Source organism: Arthrobacter sp. 05T423 (assembly GCF_056396245.1).
The window spans coordinates 1-5,015 of sequence record NZ_JBFTLC010000068.1 but is presented as its reverse complement, the minus strand read 5'-3'; the positions used below and the strand labels follow the sequence as shown (position 1 = coordinate 5,015).

Annotated in this window: 3 protein-coding genes and 1 rRNA gene; 3 read left to right on the top strand and 1 reads right to left on the bottom strand. The window is 64.3% G+C overall.

Translation table 11 applies throughout. From position 1 onward, the window contains the following. From AC1DFE_RS23705 to AC1DFE_RS23695, 3 genes are all read left to right on the top strand, one after another. Positions 1–486, top strand: a 486-nt coding sequence (locus AC1DFE_RS23705) for a hypothetical protein (protein ID WP_476908276.1), incomplete at its 5' end; no start/stop codon positions are given. 308 nt (positions 487–794) lie between these two features. After that, on the top strand, positions 795–2,705 hold the full coding sequence (locus AC1DFE_RS23700; RefSeq protein WP_476908275.1) for a bifunctional copper resistance protein CopD/cytochrome c oxidase assembly protein: 1,911 nt from the start codon (positions 795–797) through the stop codon (positions 2,703–2,705). A 139-nt stretch (positions 2,706–2,844) separates the two neighbouring features. Then, positions 2,845–4,857, top strand: a complete 2,013-nt coding sequence (locus AC1DFE_RS23695; protein WP_476908274.1) for a multicopper oxidase family protein — start codon at positions 2,845–2,847, stop codon at positions 4,855–4,857. A 74-nt stretch (positions 4,858–4,931) separates the two neighbouring features. On the opposite strand, the gene rrf is transcribed toward AC1DFE_RS23695, so the two are convergent. Then, positions 4,932–5,015 (bottom strand): 5S ribosomal RNA (rrf, locus tag AC1DFE_RS23690); the annotation flags it as partial.

The window sequence follows — 5,015 nt, the reverse complement described above, 5'->3', positions numbered from 1 at the left end:
CTCACCCTCACGACGCGGACGGTCACCGAACGGCTTACGGTCCCGATCACCAAACGGCTTACGCTCGCCACCGCCAAAACCGCGGCGGTCACCCTCACCCTCACGACGCGGACGATCACCAAAGCTGGTGCGTTCACCCTCACCCTCACGGCGCGGACGGTCACCAAACGGCTTACGGTCCCGATCACCAAACGGCTTACGCTCGCCACCGCCAAAACCGCGGCGGTCACCCTCACCCTCACGACGCGGACGATCACCAAACGGCTTACGGTCCCGATCACCGAACGGCTTACGCTCGCCGCCGCCAGAACCGCGACGTTCACCCTCGCCCTCACGGGCGCGGAAGCCACGCGGATCCCCGCCAGAATTGTTGGTCCCCCTAAACGGGCCCCCCTGCCGTCCCCGGTTGCTCCCCGAGTCGCCCCGGTCATTTCCGCCGCGGTATCCGCCGCCCTTGTGCTCAGCCATGGTGGATTCCTCCTGTAGTGAGCCGACCACTGGCGCGATGTGCAGCCGCTCTTGTCCGTGTTTGGTTGTCCTGCGCGACCCGTGGTGAAGCATCCGGTGTCCGCATATCTCTAGCAATTCTAGGTGAGAGCCGGTGCCAGCCACTAACGCTGGGGGCCTTCCACAGGCCGGCGTGTGCATCCTCACAGGGGTGTGTGCCAAGCATTCACTTGCGGACCGGGACAGTCCCGGCGCTTTGGGGCGGTGTGTGGACCGCGCAAGCCCACAGGGAAAATCCAAGGAGGTGTGGGAAGACTGGCCCCGACAGCATCCGCCGAGGGGGAACCATGAAGAATTCACGGACAAAGTCGGTGGCCGCTGCTGCCCTAATTCTGGGTTGCGGGCTACTGGCACTGGTCGTTGCCTACTCCACCGAGGCCGGCAAGGAAGCAGCCTTCCTCGACCGGACCGGCGCAGCGGTCATCTGGGGGCTTCCTGCTTCCAAGCTTGTTTTCAACGTCGCGGCGGCCGGCACTATAGGGCCACTGGTCCTGGCACTCTTTGCCCTGCCATCGAAAGGCAAAGCCTTCTCGCGGGCACTTGGTCTTGCGGGCATTTCTGCCGTGCTCTGGACAGCGGCCGCAGCCGCGATCAGTGTCCTGACGTTCCACTCCCTGGCTAACCTGCCGCTGTTTTCAGAAGGATCAGGATCCATCTTCGTCAGCTTCCTGACGGACGTGGACGCCGGCCGGCGAAGTGCCCTGACAGTCTTGATCACGGCAACAGCGGCCCTCCTGTGCTTTGGTGTCCAGAGTCACCGGGCAGTTGCGGTCACTGTCCTATTGGCTTCCACGGGGCTTGTACCGCTGGCACTGAACTCCCATGCCGCCGGTGGCGCCGGCCATGCCGACAGTACGGTTGCGGTGGTGATGCACATGGGCTCGGCAGCCGTCTGGATCGGCGGCCTGGCCGCCCTCATCCTGCTGCGGCGGACGCTGGGAACGGAGTTGCTGGCCGTGGTCCGGCGTTATTCGACGCTGGCGCTGCTGTCCTTCTTTGCCTTGGCAATCTCAGGTGTGGCGGCTGGCCTGGCGAGCATCGGAACAGTTGAGGGGCTGGCCTCGCAGTACGGCCTGATTCTCTTGGCCAAGACGGCCGTTCTGGCCGTACTTGGTGTAATTGGGGCGCTGCACCGTATGTGGATCCTCACAAAGTTGGAGTCCGTCCCCGGAAAGGGGCGGACCGCCTTCACGAGGCTGGCTGTGGCCGAGCTTGCCGTCATGGCTACCGCTTCAGGCCTGGCGGCCGCCCTGGCGCGTACGCCGCCACCAACGGCCTCACAGGCCGCGCCCGCCCAGGTGTCCCTGCGGGTTCCGGGTTTTGCGGACATAGTCAGCAGCTGGAAGCCCGACCCCCTGTGGATTTTCCTCTGCGTCCTTGCCGTTTTCCTGTATGGGGCCGGAATGCGTCGGGTTCGGATGCAGGGCGGGCACTGGCCTGCCTACCGAGCCAGTCTGTGGCTTGTTGGAGTCACGCTGCTGTTCCTGGTCACCAACGGCGGTCTCCGCGTTTACCAGGAGTATCTGATCAGCGCGCACGTCCTAACCCAAATGCTTCTCATCGCCGTCGTTCCGCTTCTGCTGGTTCCCGCCGCCCCGCTGACGCTGGCCAGGATGGCCGCTGTGCCCAGGCAGGACGGCACCATGGGCGGCGCAGAAGCTCTTTCCCTCGGGCTGCGTCCGGTTCTGGGCACCACGTCGGCGCCGTACGTCACCGCGGCCGGCCTGGCGGCCGTCCTGGCTGCCCTGTACTACACGCCGCTACTGGAGTACTCCTCACGCACCCAATTCGGATACCAGGCGATGGCCCTTTTGGCATTACTGTCCGGATGCCTTTTCACCGCCTCCCTGGCACGGGCCGCCACCGCTTCCGGTTCGTCACTGGCTTCGACGCTAGTGACCATTGGTGCGGTGGCCGCGCTCTACGGCGTGCATGGCTGGGCCCTCGCCCAACAGGCAGACCAGCTGCCCGATTCGCGGCGTCAGGAATGGCTGATCACTGTGGGCCAGCCGTGGGATCAGCCGGTACTGGCGGTAGCGGAGCCGGCAGGCATTGCCATGTGGATTATTGCTGCCGGCGCGCTCTCCGTGGCGGCTCTGGCGGTACTCTTCGGGGCGCTCCGGCGCCCGGCCGCGGGCACCGGCAACCGGGCCGCCCAGGAACCTGTGCAGGACCTCGTCCTGTCCTCTGACTCCTGATGGATCAGGGCCGGCAGGACGCCGGCGGGCGGCCACCCAAGATGGCCGCCAACAACCCGGTTTCACTCAAGGTTTCCGCAGGGTAGGTACTACACCCTCTAACTAAATCAATTGGATTTTCAAAAAGCCGGAGGTAGTTGTGTCAGTTTCACGCCGTCAGGCATTGCAAATAGGTGGAGTGGGGATCATCGGTGCCTTGGGCCTGGCCGTGCCCCTGACTTCGGTGAACGCCAAGTCTGCAAGCCAGCTGGACCCCCGCAACATGCCCAAGCCGTACCAGCGCGAACTGAGCGTCCCGCAGGTACTCCGGCCCAAGAGAACCTACATCGACGCGGACGGCCACACCAAGCACGCGTACCACATCGAACAGAAGGTGGGCCTGGTCAGCATCGTGCCGGGCCTCACCACTCCCATTCTGGGCTACAACGGAACGTTCCCCGGTCCCACCATCAAGGTAAACCAGGGCGAACGCATCACTCTGGAAATGGACAACGTCCTGCCGATGTTCCACCCGCAGTGGGGGTACCGGCTGGATACGTCCACCCACCTGCACGGTTCAGCGTCGCTCCCCCAATTCGACGGGTACGCCAATGACCTGACCGGGCTCGGCCTCTGCAAGGACTACGAATACCCCAACTTCCAGCCGGCGCGAACCCTTTGGTATCACGACCATGCTGTCCATAACACCGCCCAGAGCGTCTACTCCGGCCTGGCCGGGCAGTACCATCTCCACGACGCGGCAGAGAGCAGCCTCCTCCCGCAGGGCAAGTTCGACGTGCCGCTGACCGTCTCCGACGCCATGTTCGCCAAGAACGGGTCCCTGGCCTACAACGACAACACTCACTCGGGCCTCTGGGGCGACGTCGTCCTCGTCAACGGGGCTCCGTGGCCGGTGATGAAGGTCCAGCGGCGGATCTACCGCTTCCGCGTCCTGAACGCATCCATCTCCCGTTCGTACCGTTTTTCATTGAGCACCGGGGATCCGGTGACGGTGGTTGGCACCGACGGAGGACTGATGCCGGCGGCCCAGCAGGTGACGTCGTGGCGGCAGGCAGGTGCTGAGCGCTACGAGGTGCTTATCGACTTTTCGAAGTATCCGGCCGGCAAGCGGGTGGAACTGCGCAATCTGTCCAACAAGAACAATGTGGACTACGACTTCACCAACAGGGTCATGGCGTTCGACGTCACGGATGAACCGGTGGACGCTTCCGGGCCCGCCGCCAGGGTGATGCCCACCCTGCTGGCGCCCAGCGGGACCATGAGCCTCGCGACGTCAGACTCCGTGAAAACCCGGCGCATGCGTGTGAAGAGGGACAACGGCATCTGGACCATCGGCGGCATGACGTGGGAGGAGGTGATCGAGAGCGGCTACAAGAAGGTCCTCGCCGATCCGGACCTCAACGATGTGGAGATTTGGGAAATTGAAAACAGCTCAGGCGGATGGTTCCATCCGGTCCACATCCACCTTGTGGACTTCCAGATCCTCAGCCGCAACGGGGCTGCACCGTTCCCGTACGAACGTGGACCGAAGGACGTGGTTTACGTCGGTGAAGGGGAAACGGTCCGGCTGCTCATGAAGTTCGAGCACAACCGCGGCAGGTACATGATCCACTGCCATAACCTGCCTCACGAGGACCACGACATGATGGGGCAGTTCAGCGTTGGCTACAACCCGAACGATCCGGATCCCAACCATCCGATCGAGGCCGCCCGGCCGCACCTGATCGGCCAGCCCGCAGCGGCGCAAGGGGCGGCGCAAGTGCAGGCACCACAGACCACCCAGCCAACAGAGGTGGCAACGCCGGCAACCTCCACACCGGCCACGGCGCCGGCCGCCCCTGCTCCCGCTGCTGCACCGCCTGTAGGACAGAAGGACGTCGTGACCATCACCACCGCCCGGCACCGGTTGAAGAAAGATATGGCTTTCGCCGGAACCTCCAAGTTCACAGGCTCGACGGCGGCAACCTCGGCCACCATCGTGCTGTACGACGCGACCCCGGGCCGTGCCGCGACGCGCTTAGGCACCGTGCAAGCGAACGCTTCAGGAGCCTGGAGCCTCACGGTCAAGCCCGGACCGGCCAAGCAAGTTACCGCCGTCAACGCCGAATCGAGCCTCGGCGGGACCGCGAGCACGGGCGTGAAGAGTAGCTGAAGCGCTGACGGTGGTTAAATGCGGGAGAGCCCCAACCAGGTTCTGGTTGGGGCTCTCGACCCTTTTTAATGGTTGTCCGGCGGTGACCTACTCTCCCACACCCTCCCGGGTGCAGTACCATCGGCGCTGTGGGTCTTAGCTTCCGGGTTCGGAATGGG